Origin of the sequence: Duganella sp. LjRoot269 (genome assembly GCF_964254095.1) — a bacterium.
In the GTDB taxonomy this organism is placed as follows: Bacteria; Pseudomonadota; Gammaproteobacteria; order Burkholderiales; family Burkholderiaceae_D; genus Rugamonas; species Rugamonas hordei.
Genome location: NZ_CAXUSL020000001.1, coordinates 3,651,117 through 3,667,998 on the forward strand (window position 1 = coordinate 3,651,117; position 16,882 = coordinate 3,667,998).

Consider the following 16,882-nt stretch of genomic DNA (forward strand, 5'->3'; position numbering starts at 1 on the left):
GGGGCCGCGTGTCCAAAAAACTGCTGCTGCGCACGGAGCGTCATCATGCCTGTCTTCACCGCTGATCAACTGGTTACCGAGGTCAATCCGGTGGACGGATCCACCGAGCCGAATCAAACACTGTGGATCAGCGAGGCTGGAGGGCTGACGCAGTTCGGCGCCTTCATCGAAGTGCTGCAGCCCGGCTGCAGGTCCTCGATCAAGCATTGGCACAGCGCCGATGACGAGATGGTCTACGTCCTTGCCGGCGAGATCACCGTGGTGGAGGGGAGCGCCGAGACGCTGGTGCGCGCCGGCGGCGCCGCGACCTTCCGGGCCGGGGTCCGGGTCGGGCACTACCTGGAGAACCGGAGTGCCGGCGCGACGCGTTGCCTGGTGGTGGGAACCCGCGCGCAGGTCGATCACATCACCTATCCAGAGCATGATCGGGTGTGCCTGCGAGACCGCTCGCTGCCCGACGATATATGGACCGATTTGGCTGGCCGGCCTGCGTCCAGCCCCTACTAACGGCCCGCTTTGCTGGCTAAATGGGCAAAAACCGCGCTAATGTTGGCGAGAGATTAAAAATCGCCACATTTCGCTAGAAAACCCGTTAGAATATCGCGTTGAAGTTGAAAGCCCCCGCGGGAAAAGTGGGGATAGGGCGACCGTTTTCACTTACGGGTCGCCCTTTGCTTTTGTGCAAACATGCCGCGAGGATGGCGAAATTGGTAGACGCACCAGGTTTAGGTCCTGACGCCAGCAATGGTGTGGGGGTTCGAGTCCCCCTCCTCGCACCAACTGTTTTTCTTATTTTTTGGACGATTTTTACATGGCAACTGCAGTCGAAACCTTAGGCAAACTCGAACGTCGTATCACGATCTCCTTCCCGCTGACCGAGGTCCGCGCTGAAGTTGAGAAGCGCCTGAAAGTGCAAGCCAAAACGGCTAAGGCACCAGGCTTCCGTCCGGGTAAAGTTCCTCTGAAAATGGTCGCGGCACAATACGGTTATCAGATCGAAACCGAAGTGCTGAACGATAAAGTTGGCCGCGCTTTCAACGACGCCGCAAACGAAAACCAGCTGCGCGTGGCCGGCTATCCGAACATCGAGCCCAAGGCCGAGTCGCCAGCCGGCGTGCTGACCTTCGACGCGACGTTCGAAGTCTACCCGGAAGTGGTCGTCGGCGACCTGTCGACGGTGGAAATCGAGACCGTCAAGGCCGATGTGTCGGAAACCGAAATCGACAAGACCATCGAAATCCTGCGCAAGCAGCGCGTGCACTTCCACACCAAGGGCGAAGCCGGTGAACACGGCGACGGCGGCGAGCCGGTTGCCGCCAACGGCGACCGCGTGACCGTGGACTTCGTCGGCTCGATCGACGGCGTGGAATTCCCAGGCGGTAAGGCTGACGACTACGCCTTCGTGCTGGGCGAAGGCCGCATGCTGCCGGAATTCGAAGCCGCCACCGTGGGCCTGAAGGTTGGCGAAGCCAAGACCTTCCCACTGGCTTTCCCAGAGGACTACCACGGCAAGGATGTCGCCGGCAAAACCGCATCGTTCACCATCACGCTGAAAAAGCTGGAATGGGCGCACCTGCCGGAAGTCGACGCTGAATTCGCCAAATCGCTGGGCGTGGCCGACGGCGACGTCGCCAAAATGCGCGAAGACATCAAGGTCAACCTGGAACGCGAAGTTGCCGGCCGTGTCAAGGCCCGCAACAAGGAAGCCGTGATGGACGCGCTGGTGAAAACCGCGACCCTGGACGTGCCGCAATCGCTGATCGCCCAGGATACCGAGCGCCTGGCCGAAATGACCCGCCAGGACATGGCCAACCGTGGCATGAACGTCAAGGACATCCCCTTCCCGCCAGAACTGTTCGCGGAAAAAGCCGAGCGTCGCGTGCGTCTGGGCCTGATCCTGTCGCAACTGGTCGGCGAGAACAAGCTGCAAGCCCAGCCAGAGCAGGTCAAGGCACAAGTCGAAGACTTCGCACAGAGCTACGAAGACCCGCGCGAAGTGCTGAAGTACTACTACAGCGACCGTCGCCGCCTGGCCGAAGTCGAAGCCCTTGTATTGGAAGAAAACGTCGTCAACTACGTCCTGGGCCTGTCGAAAACTTCGTCCAAGGTCGTGGCCTTCGACGAACTGATGGGAAGCAACGCACAAGCGTAATCCAGCTAGGATAGAATAGAGACGGCGCCGTAGCCGTCGTCATTCCCGCGCAGGCGGGAATCCATACTGAGCATGCGTTCTATGGATCCCCGCTTGCGCGAGGATGACGGCTAAGCGGCAAACGATTTCTGACCCTAGCTGCTTCACAAGGAAATGGAATGACTGGTATGAACCGTAATCCGGCGCTGGACACTGAAATGCTCGGCCTGGTGCCGATGGTGGTGGAACAAAGCGGCCGTGGCGAGCGCTCCTATGACATTTACTCGCGCCTGCTGAAGGAACGCGTAATCTTCATGGTCGGCCCCGTCAACGACCAGATGGCGAACCTGATCGTCGCCCAGTTGCTGTTCCTCGAAAGCGAAAATCCCGACAAGGATATCTCGCTGTACATCAACTCCCCAGGCGGTTCGGTGTCGGCCGGCCTGGCGATCTTCGATACGATGCAGTTCATCAAGCCGGACGTCTCGACGCTGTGCACCGGCATGGCCGCCTCGATGGGCGCCTTCCTGCTGGCCGCCGGCGCCAAGGGCAAGCGCTTCTCGCTGCCGAACTCGCGCATCATGATTCACCAGCCGTCCGGCGGCTCGCAAGGCATGGCTTCGGACATTGAAATCCAGGCCAAGGAAATCCTGTATCTGCGTCACCGCCTGAACTCGATCATGGCCGAGCGTACCGGTCAAACGGTCGAGCAGATCGCCAAAGACACGGATCGTGACCGTTTCATGTCGGCGGAAGAGGCGGTAGAGTATGGTTTGATCGACAAAATGTTGTCAAACCGGGCTTGATGCTTCCTTCGCAGCATTGCTGAAAAAACGCCCGGGCGATTAATCGTTCGGGCGTTTCGTTTTTATTTCGGGTAGCATGTAGTCGTAGGCGGATTTTTCCGGACTCAAATATATGCTTCCTGGCATAGTCTAGCCATTCTGTAACCCAAAGAAAACTGCCCCATGTCAGACAAAAAATCCTCCAGCGGCGAAAAATTACTGTACTGCTCGTTTTGCGGCAAGAGCCAGCACGAGGTAAAGAAACTCATCGCCGGCCCGTCGGTCTTCATCTGCGACGAATGCATCGACCTGTGCAATGACATCATCCGCGATGAAACCTCGGCCATCGAGTCGGTCACGGGCGCCAAGTCGGACCTGCCGACCCCGCATGAAATCAAGGACTTGCTGGACCAGTACGTCATCGGCCAGCAAACGGCCAAGCGCATCCTGTCGGTGGCGGTGTACAACCACTACAAGCGTCTGAAACACCTGGGCAAGAAAGACGACATCGAACTGGCCAAGAGCAACATCCTGCTGGTCGGTCCTACCGGCTCCGGCAAGACGCTGCTGGCGCAAACGCTGGCGCGCATGCTCAACGTGCCGTTCGTCATCGCTGACGCCACCACGCTGACCGAGGCGGGCTATGTGGGCGAGGACGTAGAGAATATCATCCAGAAACTGTTGCAAAGCTGCAACTACGATGTCGACAAGGCCCAGCGCGGCATCGTCTACATCGATGAGATCGACAAGATCTCGCGCAAGTCGGACAATCCATCGATCACCCGCGACGTGTCGGGCGAGGGCGTGCAGCAGGCGCTGCTGAAACTGATCGAAGGCACGATGGCGTCGGTGCCGCCGCAGGGCGGACGCAAGCATCCCAACCAGGACTTCGTGCAGATCGACACCACCAACATCATGTTCATCTGCGGCGGCGCGTTCGACGGCCTGGCCAAGGTCATCGCCAACCGCTCGGAGAAATCCGGCATCGGCTTCTCGGCCACCGTGAAGAGCAAGAAGGAACGCAACGCCAGCGAAGTGCTGCTGGAAGCGGAACCGGAAGACCTGATCAAGTTCGGCCTGATCCCCGAGCTGGTGGGCCGCCTGCCGGTCGTGGCCACGCTGTCGGAGCTGACCGAGGAAGCGCTGATCCAGATCCTGGTCGAGCCGAAGAACGCGCTGGTCAAGCAGTACTCCAAGCTGCTGGACATGGAAGGCGCGGAACTGGAAATCCGTCCGGCCGCGCTGCACGCGATCGCCAAGAAAGCGCTGGCCCGCAAGACCGGCGCGCGCGGCCTGCGTTCGATCCTCGAGCACGCCTTGCTCGACACGATGTATGAGCTGCCGAATGAAACCAATGTCACCAAAGTGGTCATTGATGAAAATACGATCACCAGCGGCGCCAAACCTTTATTGATCTATCAAGACCAGGCCAAGGCATCTGGTGAGAATTAAATAACTTGTGCACACTTACCCGGCGGATGAGCAAAATTCATTTCGCATCCGTGGGGCAAGGCGGTACAATTTAAATCAATAAAAGAATGCAGGCTTCATTCGGAAAGCCACACGTGACAGCCTTGTCGCGCGTGGCTTTTTTATTTGATGTATTCTTTTAGAGCAGACTAGCTGGACTGGAAAATACTCTTTTTTAGGAGAATTATTTCTTGCAGGTCGGTCTTGTGATTTGGCGAAACAGCGCCCACATCATAATCACGCTTTCACATAAGGTACGCCATGACAACTTCCAAATTAACTGAGCAAACTCAACTGCCGTTATTGCCGCTGCGGGACGTTGTAGTTTTCCCGCATATGGTGATACCGCTGTTCGTAGGGCGCCCAAAATCGATCAAGGCGCTGGAAGCCGCAATGGAGCAGGGCAAGAGCATCATGCTTGCCGCTCAAAAAGCCGCTGCCAAGGACGAACCTTCTGCTTCCGATATCTACGAGATCGGCTGCGTGGCCAATATTCTGCAAATGCTGAAGCTGCCGGACGGCACCGTCAAGGTGCTGGTCGAGGGCGCGCAGCGTGCGCGCATCAACCGCATCACCGATGCACCGACGCACTTCGTTGCCGATCTGACGCCGCTCGATTCCGAGCTGGGCGACGATTCGGAAATCGAAGCGATGCGCCGCGCCATCGTTCAGCAGTTCGACCAGTACGTCAAACTGAACAAGAAGATCCCGCCTGAAATCCTCGCTTCGCTGTCGGGCATCGACGACGCCGGCCGCCTGGCCGACACCGTCGCCGCGCACCTGCCGCTCAAGCTCGAGCAGAAACAGGTGATCCTGGAAATCTTCAGCGTCGCCAAGCGCCTGGAGCACCTGCTGGGCCAGCTGGAAGGCGAGCTCGATATTCTGCAAGTCGAGAAGCGCATCCGCGGCCGCGTCAAGCGCCAGATGGAGAAATCGCAGCGCGAGTACTACCTGAACGAGCAAGTCAAAGCCATCCAGAAGGAACTGGGCGAGGGCGAGGACGGCGCCGACCTGGACGAGCTGGAGAAGAAAGTCGCGCTGGCCAAGATGCCGAAAGAGGCGCTGGACAAGGCCACCGCCGAGCTGAAAAAACTCAAGCTGATGTCGCCGATGTCGGCCGAAGCCACCGTCGTGCGCAACTACATCGACACGCTGGTCAGCCTGCCGTGGAAGAAAAAATCCAAGGTCAACAACGACCTGGCCAACGCCGAGAAAGTGCTCGAGGGCGACCACTACGGCCTGGACAAGGTTAAGGAACGCATCCTGGAATATCTTGCAGTCCAACAGCGCGTCGACAAGCTGAAAGCACCTATCCTGTGCTTCGTCGGTCCTCCGGGCGTGGGCAAGACCTCGCTGGGCCAGTCCATCGCCCGCGCGACGAACCGCAAGTTCGTGCGCATGGCGCTGGGCGGCGTGCGCGACGAGGCCGAGATCCGCGGCCACCGCCGTACCTACATCGGCTCGATGCCGGGCAAGGTGCTGCAGTCGCTGGCCAAGGTCGGCGTGCGCAATCCGCTGTTCCTGCTGGACGAGATCGACAAGATGGGCGCGGACTTCCGCGGCGATCCGTCGTCGGCCCTGCTGGAGGTGCTGGATCCCGAGCAGAACCACACGTTCTCCGACCACTACATCGAAGTCGATTTCGACCTGTCCGATGTGATGTTCGTGGCGACGTCGAACTCGTACAACATCCCGCCGGCGCTGCTGGACCGCATGGAAGTGATCCGCCTGTCCGGCTACACGGAAGACGAGAAGACCAGCATCGCCCAGCGCTACCTGCTGCCTAAACAGATCAAGAACAACGGTCTGAAGGAAGAGGAAATCTCGGTGGCCGAGTCGGCGCTGCGCGACATCATCCGCTACTACACCCGCGAGGCCGGCGTGCGTTCGCTGGAACGCGAAGTGTCGAAGATCTGCCGCAAGGTGGTCAAGATGCTGCTGCTGAAGAAGACCGAGAAAAAGGTCGCCGTCACCAGCAAGAACCTGGACAAGTTCCTGGGCGTGCGCCGCTACGATTTCGGCGTCGCGGAAAAGGAAAACCAGATCGGCCAGGTCGTGGGCCTGGCATGGACCGAGGTGGGCGGCGATCTGCTGACCATCGAAGCCGTGCAGATGCCGGGCAAGGGCGGCGTGATCCGCACCGGCACCCTGGGCGACGTGATGAAGGAATCGATCGAGGCAGCCCGCACCGTGGTGCGCAGCCGCGCCAATCGTCTCGGCATCAAGAACGAAGTGTTTGAGAAGAGCGACATCCACATCCACGTGCCGGAAGGCGCAACGCCGAAAGACGGTCCTTCGGCCGGCGCGGCGATGACGGTGGCGATGGTGTCGGTATTCACGGGCATTCCGGTCCGCGCCGACGTGGCGATGACGGGCGAGATCACGCTGCGCGGCGAAGTGCTGCCGATCGGCGGCCTGAAAGAGAAGCTGCTGGCGGCGCAGCGCGGTGGCATCAAGACCGTGCTGATACCCGAGCAGAACGTCAAGGACCTGGCCGACATTCCGGACAACGTCAAAAACAAACTGGAGATCGTGCCGGTGCGTTGGATCGACAAAGTGCTGGAAATCGCGCTGGAGCGCATGCCTGAAGCGGTGACGGAAACCGCGCCGGTGGAAGCCGTCGCGGCGGCTGCCGCCAAAGCAGACGGCCAGACGGAAGTAGTAAAACACTAACTTTAATTGACCGTTAATCTCCCAAACAGGCGCTTTTATAGCGCCTGTTTGTTATTTCACCCCATTTTTCTAGGGTGCGGTGCTTGACACAGAGGCGGGCTGGCTTGTTTAATACGGCCTGAGATTTTTCTCGGCCCGGTAACGGTATTCAAATACCTTAATTCCCGGGCTAAAACGATATAACCTTTGTGACGGGGAATTGCTTTGAATAAGACTGAATTGATCGACCATATTGCTACTACCGCTGATATCTCGAAAGCGGCTGCTGCACGCGCGCTGGACGCAGTGATCGACGGTGTAACCACCACCCTGCAAAAGAACGACAGCGTCACCCTGGTCGGCTTTGGCACCTTCTCCGTGAGCGAACGCGCTGCCCGCACCGGCCGCAATCCGCGCACCAAGGAAGAGATCACCATCGAAGCAGCTAAAGTTCCTAAATTTAAAGCTGGTAAAGCTTTGAAAGATGCTGTAAACTAACGGACTTCGGTGAGCGGCTCAACGCTTGAGCAGCTCGCCAAAGGCAAAACGGGCGGTTAGCTCAGTTGGTAGAGCGGAGCCCTTACAAGGCTTAGGTCGGGAGTTCGAGCCTCTCACCGCCCACCAGTTTTGCAGTAGTGAGTAGTACCCAGTGTTTTGTTGGAGCGGTAGTTCAGTTGGTTAGAATACCGGCCTGTCACGCCGGGGGTCGCGGGTTCGAGTCCCGTCCGCTCCGCCAACAAAATACAATATTTAGTTTGACCAAGGAGCGGTAGTTCAGTTGGTTAGAATACCGGCCTGTCACGCCGGGGGTCGCGGGTTCGAGTCCCGTCCGCTCCGCCAAGAACAAGATACCCCGCAGCTTATAATGAGCTGCGGGGTTTTTCTTTTTATGGCATATTAATTCCGATTATCTGTATTTGAATATCGGCGGATAGTTTCGCCACCGCCTTATTCAAGCCGGAGCCGCTTATCGACCACAAGTCGGGCAGCCGCCGCCGCGCCGTCCGCCGGCGCCGGCAACGTGTCCGTTTTGCCAATGATTTGCGCTTGCTATAGAGGGGGCCTCCCTGTAAAATCCGGCAACCGGAATCGGCGAACGCGTGTTCGCCTTTTTTGTATGTGCAAGTTCCACTCAATCCGAATTGGCAGACCATGTTTGAATTTATTCGTACCCATCAGCGCTTGATGCAGATTCTCCTGGCGATCATCATCGTCCCATCGTTTGCATTCGTCGGTATCGGCAGTTACAAAAGCTTCGGCGACGACGCCAACACGATCGCCAAGATCGACGGCAAACCCCTGAGCCAGCTCGAGTTCGACAACGCCATCCGCACCCAGCTGGACAGCTACCGCCAGCGTATGGGCGCGCAGTTCGACCAGAAGCTGTTCGATACCCCGGAATTCAAGCAAAACATCCTGGACCAGCTGATCGCCGAGCGCGCAGTGGCGGCGGAAGTGGTGCGTTCGCACCTGAGCGTTTCCGACGCCCAGCTGCAGAAGGCCATCAAGGACCAGTTCGGCGGCGAAGGCGCCTTCGACATGGAGCGCTACAAGGCCATCCTGGCCGCGCAAGGCATGACGCCGACCATGTACGACCAGCGCATGCGCAGCGAAATGACGCTGCTGCAGCTGGGTAACGCCATCCAGAACACCGGCTTCGCGCCGCGCACCGTGGCCAAGACGCTGTCCGACATCGGTTCGCAGGAACGCGAAGTGCAGGAACTGCTGCTGCCGGTGACCGACTTCGTGCCGCAGGTCAAAGTGACCGACGAGATGGTCAAGGCTTACTACGAAAAGAACGCCAAGTTCTTCGAAGTGCCCGAGCAGGCCAAGATCGAATACGTGGTCTTCAACAGCGACGCCGTGATGAGCCAGGTGGCCGTCACCGACGCCGAAGTCGCCGCCTACTACGAAGCCAACAAGGCCGGCTTCACCGCGCCGGAAAGCCGCCGCGCCGCGCACATCCTGATCGGGCTGAAGAAGGGCGCCAGCGCCGCCGACGTGGCCGCCGCCAAGGCCAAGGCCGACGCCATCGTGGCCGAACTGCGCAAGACCCCGGGCGACTTCGCCAAGGTGGCCAAGGCCAAGTCTGAAGATCCGGTATCGGCCGAGCAGGGCGGCGACCTCGACATCGTGACCAAGGGCGCGCTGCCTGCGCCGGTGGAAGCGGCCGTGCTGAAACTGAAGCAGGGCGAGATCAGCGACGCCGTGCAGTCGGACTTCGGCTTCCACGTGCTGACCGTGACCGCGCTCAAGCCGGCCGTCGTCAAGCCGCTGGACGAAGTGAAGACCGAAGTGGCCGACGCGCTGAAAAAGCAGAAGGCCGCGAAGAAGTATTCGGAAATGGCCGAAGCCTTCACCAACACCGTCTATGAACAGTCCGACAGCCTGAAGCCGGTGGCCGACAAGCTGGGCCTGAAGATCGAAAGCGCCGCCAACGTGTCGCGCAATCCATCGCCGATGGCCGGCCCGCTGCCGTACAACAACGCCAAGTTCCTGGCCGCGCTGTTCTCCAACGAATCGATCAGCAGCAAGCGCAATACCGAAGCGGTCGAGACCGCGCCGAGCACGCTGGTTGCCGGCCGCATCGTCGAGTTCAAGCCTGCGTCCAAGCGTCCGCTGGCTGAAGTCGACGCCGCCATCCGCCAGCGCGTGACGATGGAAGAAGCCGCCAAGCTGGCCGCCAAGGCCGGCGCCTACAAGCTGGAAGCGCTGAAGAAATCCGGCGACGCCACCGGCTTCGCCGCCGCCAAGCTGGTATCGCGTTCGAAGACGGAAGGCTTGAACGGCCTGGCCGCGCAAGCCGTGTTCAAGGCCGACGCGACCAAGCTGCCGGCGTATGTCGGCGTGGACGTGCCGGGCATGGGCTACGGCATCTACCGCATCGGCAAGGTGCAGCAGCCTGCGGAGCAAGACGAAGCGCGCCGCAAGTCCGAAGCCGAGCAGATCAACGGCATCGTCGCCCAGCAGGAAATGCACGACTATATCGAACTGCTGAAGCAAAAAGCCAAGGTAAAGATCCTCAAGCCGATCACGAAAACCACCGTGACCGAAGTGAAGTAAAAAGAAGGGCCGCGAAATTCGCGGCCCTTTTTACATCCAGCGATTTTTTAGAACGTGTAGTTCACGCGGCCGTAGTAGTAGCCGCCGTTGATGCCGATCGGCGAGAACGATGGGTATTGCGTCACCGCCGCCGTGTTCAGCGCCGCGCGCGCCGCCGTGATGTAGGCCTGGTTCATCTTGTCCGGATACTTGTTGAACAGGTTGTTGGCGCCCAGCGAGAAGGTGACCGACTTCATCCAGCGGTACGACACTTCCAGGTCGGTGGTGAACAGCGTGTCGATCTTGGTTTCGTAGTAGGTCACGTTGTCCAGCGAGCTGTACGACGACGACGGGCCATACACCGACTCGCGCAGGTTGACCGTCCACGAACCTTTCTTCCACAACGCGCCCAGGTTGATGCGCATCTTCGGCGACGATTTCTCCAGCGAGGCGATGGCCGCCTGGTCCAGCAGCTTTTGCGGCAGCAGTTGCGACGGCGCCTGGTTGATCTTGGTCACTTCGACCTTGTTCAGGTTGGCCGAGGCCGACCAGTCGACCTTGCCCAGCTCGTCGAAGTTGCTGGCGTACGAGTATACCGCTTCGATGCCCTGGTCCTTGGTGTTGGCGGCGTTGGAGAAGATGCTGATGCCGGTCTTGGTCACCGTCGGATCAAGCACGTTGCCGTTGGCCTTGATCGCCGCCACCACCGCTGGCGCGTTGACCGCGTTGCCCGAACCGAACACCGTGCCGCTGCCGATGATGCGGTCGTGGATGTTGATGCTGTAGGCGTCGATCGTCACCGTCGCCTTCGGCACCGGATGCAGCACCAGGCCGATGCTGTAGTTCTGCGACTTCTCAGGCTTCAGGCCGTTGATGCCGACCAGCGCGGCGGCCGGCGAGTTCGGCGCCAGCTGCACCGAGGCCTGGGTCGGCGACACGTTGGTGGCCGAGTAGTACTGCTCGGCCATGGTCGGCGCGCGGAAGCCGTTGCTGACCGTGCCGCGCAGCGCGAACGCCGGCGTGAAGTCGTAGCGGCCCGTCAGCTTGCCGACCTTGGCGCTGCCGAAGTCCGAATAGTCCTCGTAGCGGGCGGCGGCGTCCAGCTTCAGGTTGGCGATCGGCGAGCCGGCGATGTCGATGTACACCGACTTGTTGTTGCGGCTGTGGCTGCCGGCGTCGGTCAGCGAGAAGCCCGGATACGATTGCGAACCTTCCTTGTAGCGCGAGGCCGGGTCGCCGGCGCCGATCTCGTAGGTGTCGCGGCGGAACTCCAGGCCGCCGGCCACCGACAGCGGGCTGGCCCAGCCGACGTTGTACTCATGGCTCACGTCGAGCGAGGTGGTCCACTGGCTGGCGGTGAAGGTGCCGGCGTGGAATTGCGTCGGCGTGGCGCCGGTGTCGTTGAACAGCGAGATGTTGCCGGAGTTGACCACGCCGATGTCGGCCTTGTCCTTGCCGTAGGTGGTGCTCAGGTCCCAGTTCCAGTCGGCCAGCACGCCCTTGGCGCCGGCGGTGAAGCCGAAGTCCTTCTCGTCCATCGCCTCCAGCGGGTTGAAGCCGTTCGGGTAGACCTTGGGCAGGCGGCTCGGCACGCGGTAGTTCTCGAACGATTGCGCCTTTTTCTCGCCGTAGGTGGCGGTGGTGTACAGCTCGACGCCGCCGACGTCGATGCCGGCGTTCAGGGCCAGCAGCGAGATGTGATAGGCGGCGTCGCCGGAGATGTGGTTGGCGTAAGGGTAGCCGTCGGCCTTGGTCAGGTTGGGCATCGATGCCAGGTTGGCGGCGCTGGTCACGCGCGGGTCGATGTCGCCGCGGTCGCTGTGGCCGTGGTACTTGTGCTCGCCGCTGACGTTGATGTAGGCCTTGTCGGTGGGCTCGAAGCCGATGTTGAACGAGCCGTCGCCGGTCTTGCCGCCCTGGTCGATATAGGCGCCGCCGGTGCCTGTCAGCGAGCCGCCGGACGAGTCCTTCTTCAGGATGATGTTGATCACGCCGGCGATGGCGTCGGTGCCGTACTGGGCGGCGGCGCCGTCCTGCAGTACTTCGACGTGGTCGATGGCGGACACGGGGATGAAGTTCAGGTCGGTCGCGGCGCCGCCCTGGAACGGTCCGGCCAGCACGGCCAGGTTGGCGGTGGTGTGGCGGCGCTTGCCGTTGACCAGCACCAGCGTGTCGTTCGGGCTCAGGCCGCGCAGGCGGGCCGACAGGGTCAGGTTGGCGGTGTCGCCGCCGAAGGCCTGGGCGGTGAAGGAGGGCAGGTTCTGCGCCAGCGCCTGGATCAGGTCCGGCTGGCCGGTGCGTTCCAGCGAGCCGGAGTCCAGCACCTGGATCGGCGAGGCGCTGTCGACCGCCTTCAGGCCGCTGCGGCGGGTGCCGGTGACGATCACGGCTTCGACATTGTCGGCCACGGCGGCGGTGGGCGTGACCGGCGCACCGTCGCCGTCGGCTGCGATGGCGGATACGGCGACGCCGGCCTGCAGGGCCAGCAATACGGCTTGCGTCATCAAACGTCTTTTCATTTGCATCGGATGCTTCATGTGTACCGCTCCCTTAGTTTTTGGTGGATCGCTTGCGCCATGAAACTGGCATAACGATACTTACCTCAACGCAAATTGCATGCCTGAAAGGAAAATGAAAGTTGTGTAAGAACTTTGCGCAAACTGGCGGGGTGGCGGCAGAATGGGAAGGGTGCCCAAAAGCAAGCGCCGCCGAATAACAAAGTTATTTCGGCGGCGCCGGGGTGCTGCACTGTTTTGGGTCAGGCGGTGCTGGCGATCAAACTCCGGGCGGCGTCGAGGAAGGCCTGTTCGCCGATGTGGTCCAGCTCCAGCAGCCTGGCCTGGCCGAATTTGACGAAGTTGCGGTCGATCGAACGCACATAGGCGGGGTCGTAGTGATGGATCAGCAGTTCCTCGACCAGTTGCGCCATCGCGCCGCCGCTGGCCATGGCCTGCCAGTGCTTGATCTTCTCGCGGCCGTGCAGCGCCGCCAGGAATTCCAGCTGTTCGTTGAGCGACCCGGGGCTGGCGGTGAAGTGCGCATAGTCCTCCATCAGCAGCCGCACGCGGTTGGCGCGCGACAAGGTCAGCGAGATGCACTCGGAGGCGCGCATGGCCTCCATCAGCGCGGCCGGCACGCGCAGGTTGCCGACCTTCTTGCTTTCCGACTCGACGAACACCGGACGGGCCGGATCGAAGCGGCGCAGCGTGTCCCAGATGCGCGTCTCGAAGGCTTTCTGGCTGGGCTGCGGCTGGCTGGGCAGGTTGCCCAGCACCGAGCCGCGGTGCGCGGCCAGCTTTTCCAGGTCCAGCACCTGGGCCCCTTGCGCGTGCAGCACTTCCAGCAGGCGGCTCTTGCCGCTGCCGGTGGTGCCGCACATGACCTGGAAGCGCAGCGGCGGCGCCTGCTCCAGCGCGGCGGCGACATGGGCGCGGAAGGCCTTGTAGCCGCCGTCCAGCTGCGCCACCGGCCAGCCTATCTTGGCCAGGATGTGCGCCATCGAGCCGCTGCGGTTGCCTCCGCGCCAGCAGTAGACCAGCGGCCGCCACTCGCGCGGCTTGTCCAGCCACAGCGCTTCGATATGACTGGCGATGTTTTTGGCCACCAGCGCCGCGCCGACCTTCTTGGCCTCGAACGAGTTGACCTGCTTGTACATGGTGCCCACGGTGATGCGCTGCGCATCGTCCAGCACCGGCGCGTTGATGGCGCCGGGCAGGTGGTCGAGCGCATATTCGGACGGGCTGCGCGCGTCGATGATGGCGTCGAAGCTGTCCAGTTGCAGGAGCGCGTCTTCGAAGCTGAGAATTTCCGGATACTTCATTTGGCCTTGATGGTTTTTTGCAGCGTCGGCCAGATATTGGCCAGGATGGTTGGATGGGCTTCGGCCAGCGGGTGCAGCCGGTCGGCCTGGAACTGCTTGTCGGCGACGCCGTCGAGCATGAACGGCACCAGCGGCGCCTTGATTTCCTTGCTTAAGGTGCCGTACATGGCGAAGAATTTGTCGGCATAGTCGCGGCCGTAGTTGGGCGGCATGCGCATGCCGATCAGCATGACCTTGGCGTCGGCCTTGGCGGCGGCGTCGGCCATCGCCAGCAGGTTGGCGCGGGCGGCGGCCACCGGCAGGCCGCGCAGGCCGTCGTTGGCGCCCAGTTCGATGACCACCAGCGCCGGCTTGTATTTCTGCAGCAGCGCCGGCAGGCGCGAGCGGCCGCCGCTGGTGGTCTCGCCGCTGACGCTGGCGTTGACGACGGTGGTGTCCATCTTCTGGTCCTGCAGTTTCTTCTCGGCCAGCGCGACCCAGCCGGCGCCGCGCGCCAGGCCGTATTCGGCCGACAGGCTGTCGCCGAGCACCAGCACGGTTTTTGGTGCAGAATAGGCGCTTTCCGCTGCCGACAACAGGAGCAGGGCGAACAGACCGTGTACACTCAGTTTTTTTGATAAATCATTCAACACATTCAGCATGCCCGATTTCCCTAAAGCGTCTTCCAATTTCATACCGGACGGCCCGGCCCTTGCCGCGACGGCGGCGCCCGTGGCGCAGCCAGCCGGTCAGCCGGCCATCGTCGTCAGCGGCCTGGCCAAGCGCGTGGCCGACGCCAGCGGCGAACTGACGATTTTGCACGAGGTGGATTTTACCGTGCAAAAGGCCGAGACGCTCGCCATTGTAGGCGCTTCCGGCTCGGGCAAGTCGACTTTGCTCGGCCTGCTGGCCGGTCTCGACACGCCCAGCGCCGGCAAGGTGGTGCTGGACGGCGTCGACATCTATGCGCTGGACGAGGATGGCCGCGCCGCGCTGCGCAAGGAAAAGCTGGGCTTCGTGTTCCAGTCCTTCCAGCTGCTGGCGCATCTGACGGCGGTGGAGAACGTCATGCTGCCGCTGGAGCTGAGCGGCGCCACCCATGCGCGCGAGAAGGCCGAATTCATGCTGGGCAAGGTCGGGCTGTCGAGCCGGCTGAAGCATTATCCCAAATACCTGTCCGGCGGCGAGCAGCAGCGCGTGGCGCTGGCGCGCGCCTTCGTGACGGAGCCGCCGCTGCTGTTCGCCGACGAGCCGACCGGCAGCCTGGACGCTGCCACCGGCGAGGCGGTGATCAAGCTGATGTTCGAGCTGAACCGTGAGCACGGCTCGACCTTGGTGCTGGTCACGCACGACCAGGCGATGGCGGCGCGCTGCGGCCGCACCATCACCATCGCGGCCGGCCGGCTGGTTTGACGTTGCGGCTGAAACGCTAGCGGCCGTGGTGCTGGACCATGCGGTTCAGCGCCACGCGGATGGCCGGTATCAGCTCGCCGGCGGTCAGGCCGATCGGGCCGCTGCCTTCGGTGACCAGCACGTCGGCCGCCATGCCATGCAGCCAGACGCCGGCCAGCGCGGCCTCCCACTGCGGCCAGCCTTGCGCCAGCAGGCTGCCGATCAGACCGGCCAGCACGTCGCCGGTGCCGGCCGTGGCCAGCGCCGGGTTGCCGGTGGTGTTGATGACGGCGTCGCCATTCGGCGCGGCGATCACCGTGCCGGAACCCTTGACCACCACCACCGCGTTCAACTTGACGGCCAGCTTGCGGGCGGCGCCGACACGGTCGGCCTGCACCTCGGCGATGGTGGCGCCCAGCAGCCGCGCCGCCTCCAGCGGGTGCGGCGTGACGACCGCCGTGGCGGTGGCGCCTTCGGCGGAACGCCGCGCCAGCGCCGACTGCAGCCCGGCATCGGCCGCCAGCAGGTTGAGCGCGTCGGCATCGGCCAGCAGCGCGCTGCCGCTGGCGATCGCGTGCGTCAGCAATTCGAGGGCCTGGCGCGCGGCGCCGAGGCCGGGACCGATCACCAGCGTCGCCGTGCCCAGGTCGAAATCGCCGGCCAGGCGGCACATCAGTTCCGGTTGGCCGCTGTCGCACGCCGGCGCATCCTCGGCAAACAGCGCATAGACGCGGCCGGCGCCGCTGTGCAGCGCGGCCCGCGCCGCCAGCAGCGGCGCGCCGCCCATGCCGCGCGCGCCGCCGATCACGGCGACGTTGCCGTAGCTGCCCTTGTGCGTGTTGTGCCGGCGCGCGCGCAGATGGCGCGAGAAGAACTTGACGTCGTTCAGGTGCAGCCGCGTCGGCGCGAAATGGGCGGCGTCGATATCGAGCCGCGAGACGTCGACCAGGCCGGCGTAGTCGCGGCCGTCGCAGGTGTGCAGGCCCGGCTTGTCGCCGATGAAGGTGATGGTGTGGGTGGCGTGGATCGCCACGCCGTCCGGCCCGACGATGGCGCCGGTGTCGGCGTCGAGGCCGCTGGGCAGGTCCAGCGCCAGCACCTGGCACTTGAGCCGGTTGACGGTTTCCGCCAGCGTGCGCATGGCGCCGCTCAGCGGTCGTTTCAGGCCGATGCCGAACAGGCCGTCGATGACCAGGTTCCATTCCTTGGTGGCGACGGCGGCCTGCTCGAATTCGGCAAAGCGGGCGTCGCTGGTCTGCGCGCGCTGCATGGCGGCCGCGCGTTCGGGCGAAGGCTCGGCCGCAGGCGCATAATGCAGGATGGTGACCTGGGCGCCGGCGTAGGCGAGGTGGGCCGCTGTTTCCAGCGCGTCGCCGCCGTTATTGCCGGGGCCCGCCAGCACCAGCACTTTGGCGTGCGCGGTGGAGAACGGCAGCAGGTCCAGCGCCGCGTTGGCGCCGGCCTGTCCGGCTCTTTGCATCAGGACGCCGTCCGGCAGCGCGGCGGCGGCGGCTTGTTCTATGGCGCGGATCTCGGCGCAGGAGTAGAGTGGGTTCATCGTGTAATTTTAACATTGAAATATGTTGTAAGGCCGCTATGCCACCCGCCATG

General features: G+C 62.4%; 12 protein-coding genes and 4 tRNA genes. 12 read left to right on the top strand and 4 right to left on the bottom strand.

The window, feature by feature from the left end; genetic code table 11:
- Positions 1–45: 45 nt before the first annotated feature.
- The 11 genes from ACSQ3S_RS16355 (at position 46) to ACSQ3S_RS16405 (ending at position 10,101) form a co-directional block, all read left to right on the top strand.
- A complete protein-coding gene (locus ACSQ3S_RS16355) occupies positions 46–507 on the top strand; it encodes a cupin domain-containing protein (RefSeq protein WP_436143034.1) in 462 nt (153 codons plus the stop codon).
- A gap of 185 nt (positions 508–692) precedes the next feature.
- Positions 693–779, top strand: a tRNA-Leu gene (locus ACSQ3S_RS16360).
- Positions 780–811: 32 nt separating this feature from the next.
- Positions 812–2,152 (top strand): trigger factor, encoded by a 1,341-nt coding sequence (gene tig, locus ACSQ3S_RS16365; RefSeq protein WP_176650614.1) that lies wholly within the window; start codon positions 812–814, stop codon positions 2,150–2,152.
- Positions 2,153–2,319: 167 nt separating this feature from the next.
- A complete protein-coding gene (gene clpP, locus ACSQ3S_RS16370) occupies positions 2,320–2,937 on the top strand; it encodes an ATP-dependent Clp endopeptidase proteolytic subunit ClpP (RefSeq protein WP_020703301.1) in 618 nt (205 codons plus the stop codon).
- A gap of 162 nt (positions 2,938–3,099) precedes the next feature.
- Positions 3,100–4,368 carry an ATP-dependent Clp protease ATP-binding subunit ClpX gene (clpX, locus tag ACSQ3S_RS16375; RefSeq protein WP_176650615.1) on the top strand — a complete coding sequence of 423 codons (1,269 nt, stop codon included), beginning with the start codon at positions 3,100–3,102 and terminating at the stop codon, positions 4,366–4,368.
- A gap of 279 nt (positions 4,369–4,647) precedes the next feature.
- Positions 4,648–7,059: an endopeptidase La gene (gene lon / locus ACSQ3S_RS16380; RefSeq protein WP_176650616.1), complete on the top strand. Its 2,412-nt coding sequence runs from the start codon at positions 4,648–4,650 to the stop codon at positions 7,057–7,059.
- Between the two features lie 204 nt (positions 7,060–7,263).
- Complete coding sequence (locus ACSQ3S_RS16385; protein ID WP_070266615.1) at positions 7,264–7,536, top strand: HU family DNA-binding protein; 273 nt, start codon at positions 7,264–7,266, stop codon at positions 7,534–7,536.
- A 50-nt stretch (positions 7,537–7,586) separates the two neighbouring features.
- A tRNA-Val gene (locus ACSQ3S_RS16390) sits at positions 7,587–7,662 on the top strand.
- A 35-nt stretch (positions 7,663–7,697) separates the two neighbouring features.
- A tRNA-Asp gene (locus tag ACSQ3S_RS16395) sits at positions 7,698–7,774 on the top strand.
- Positions 7,775–7,801: 27 nt separating this feature from the next.
- Positions 7,802–7,878, top strand: a tRNA-Asp gene (locus ACSQ3S_RS16400).
- A 312-nt stretch (positions 7,879–8,190) separates the two neighbouring features.
- Positions 8,191–10,101, top strand: a complete 1,911-nt coding sequence (locus ACSQ3S_RS16405) for a SurA N-terminal domain-containing protein (protein WP_436143035.1) — start codon at positions 8,191–8,193, stop codon at positions 10,099–10,101.
- Positions 10,102–10,148: 47 nt separating this feature from the next.
- Here the strand turns inward: ACSQ3S_RS16405 and ACSQ3S_RS16410 are convergent, their stop codons facing one another.
- The 3 genes from ACSQ3S_RS16410 to ACSQ3S_RS16420 form a co-directional block, all read right to left on the bottom strand.
- A complete protein-coding gene (locus ACSQ3S_RS16410) occupies positions 10,149–12,584 on the bottom strand; it encodes a TonB-dependent receptor plug domain-containing protein (RefSeq protein WP_436143036.1) in 2,436 nt (811 codons plus the stop codon).
- A 254-nt stretch (positions 12,585–12,838) separates the two neighbouring features.
- The gene (mnmH, locus tag ACSQ3S_RS16415; protein WP_436143037.1) at positions 12,839–13,900 is read right to left on the bottom strand and encodes a tRNA 2-selenouridine(34) synthase MnmH; all 1,062 of its coding nucleotides are present in this window, start codon (positions 13,898–13,900) and stop codon (positions 12,839–12,841) included.
- Complete coding sequence (locus ACSQ3S_RS16420; protein WP_436143038.1) at positions 13,897–14,541, bottom strand: arylesterase; 645 nt, start codon at positions 14,539–14,541, stop codon at positions 13,897–13,899. Before ACSQ3S_RS16420 ends, mnmH begins: the two co-directional genes overlap by 4 nt.
- Before the next feature lie 31 nt (positions 14,542–14,572).
- Between ACSQ3S_RS16420 and ACSQ3S_RS16425 the strand changes: the two genes are divergently transcribed.
- Positions 14,573–15,292 carry an ABC transporter ATP-binding protein gene (locus tag ACSQ3S_RS16425; protein WP_176651242.1) on the top strand — a complete coding sequence of 240 codons (720 nt, stop codon included), beginning with the start codon at positions 14,573–14,575 and terminating at the stop codon, positions 15,290–15,292.
- A gap of 16 nt (positions 15,293–15,308) precedes the next feature.
- Here the strand turns inward: ACSQ3S_RS16425 and ACSQ3S_RS16430 are convergent, their stop codons facing one another.
- Positions 15,309–16,829: an NAD(P)H-hydrate dehydratase gene (locus ACSQ3S_RS16430; protein WP_436143039.1), complete on the bottom strand. Its 1,521-nt coding sequence runs from the start codon at positions 16,827–16,829 to the stop codon at positions 15,309–15,311.
- Between the last annotated feature and the right edge of the window lie 53 nt (positions 16,830–16,882).

Bases quoted from the DNA above. Each gene is read 5' to 3' on its own strand.
- ACSQ3S_RS16355 (WP_436143034.1), top strand. From the start codon at position 46: ATGCCTGTCTTCACCGCTGATCAACTGGTTACCGAGGTCAATCCGGTG.
- tig (WP_176650614.1), top strand. From the start codon at position 812: ATGGCAACTGCAGTCGAAACCTTAGGCAAACTCGAACGTCGTATCACG.
- clpP (WP_020703301.1), top strand. From the start codon at position 2,320: ATGAACCGTAATCCGGCGCTGGACACTGAAATGCTCGGCCTGGTGCCG.
- clpX (WP_176650615.1), top strand. From the start codon at position 3,100: ATGTCAGACAAAAAATCCTCCAGCGGCGAAAAATTACTGTACTGCTCG.
- lon (WP_176650616.1), top strand. From the start codon at position 4,648: ATGACAACTTCCAAATTAACTGAGCAAACTCAACTGCCGTTATTGCCG.
- ACSQ3S_RS16405 (WP_436143035.1), top strand. From the start codon at position 8,191: ATGTTTGAATTTATTCGTACCCATCAGCGCTTGATGCAGATTCTCCTG.
- ACSQ3S_RS16410 (WP_436143036.1), bottom strand. From the start codon at position 12,584: ATGACGCAAGCCGTATTGCTGGCCCTGCAGGCCGGCGTCGCCGTATCC.
- mnmH (WP_436143037.1), bottom strand. From the start codon at position 13,900: ATGAAGTATCCGGAAATTCTCAGCTTCGAAGACGCGCTCCTGCAACTG.
- ACSQ3S_RS16420 (WP_436143038.1), bottom strand. From the start codon at position 14,541: ATGCTGAATGTGTTGAATGATTTATCAAAAAAACTGAGTGTACACGGT.
- ACSQ3S_RS16430 (WP_436143039.1), bottom strand. From the start codon at position 16,829: ATGAACCCACTCTACTCCTGCGCCGAGATCCGCGCCATAGAACAAGCC.